Here is a 261-nt window from a genome sequence, read left to right as displayed (position 1 = left end):
AGCCAGTGGTTGCTGCTATTACTGGTACGGCACTAGGTGGCGGTTTAGAGCTGGCGTTAGCCTGTCATTATCGTATCGCTATTGACTCTTCTCCAAAGACCGCGTCTAAAACCAAGCTGGGTTTACCTGAAGTTAAACTAGGCCTATTGCCTGGTGGCGGTGGTACTCAGCGTCTGCCACGCTTGGTTGGTATTCAAAAAGCACTTGAACTGATGACGCAAGGCAAAACGCTTAGCGCACAGCAAGCGGTTGACATTGGTC

1 protein-coding gene is annotated in these 261 nt (G+C 50.6%); it reads left to right on the top strand.

The window, feature by feature from the left end; translation table 11 throughout:
* Positions 1-261 (top strand): enoyl-CoA hydratase-related protein (locus AAEY75_RS15765; protein WP_352260122.1); only part of this gene is annotated, 261 nt, incomplete at both ends.

Origin of the sequence: Psychrobacter sp. TB55-MNA-CIBAN-0194, assembly GCF_040309505.1 — a bacterium.
GTDB lineage: Bacteria > Pseudomonadota > Gammaproteobacteria > Pseudomonadales > Moraxellaceae > Psychrobacter > Psychrobacter fozii.
Note: the sequence above shows the minus strand (reverse complement) of the source record. Positions and strands in the feature narration are given on the sequence as shown.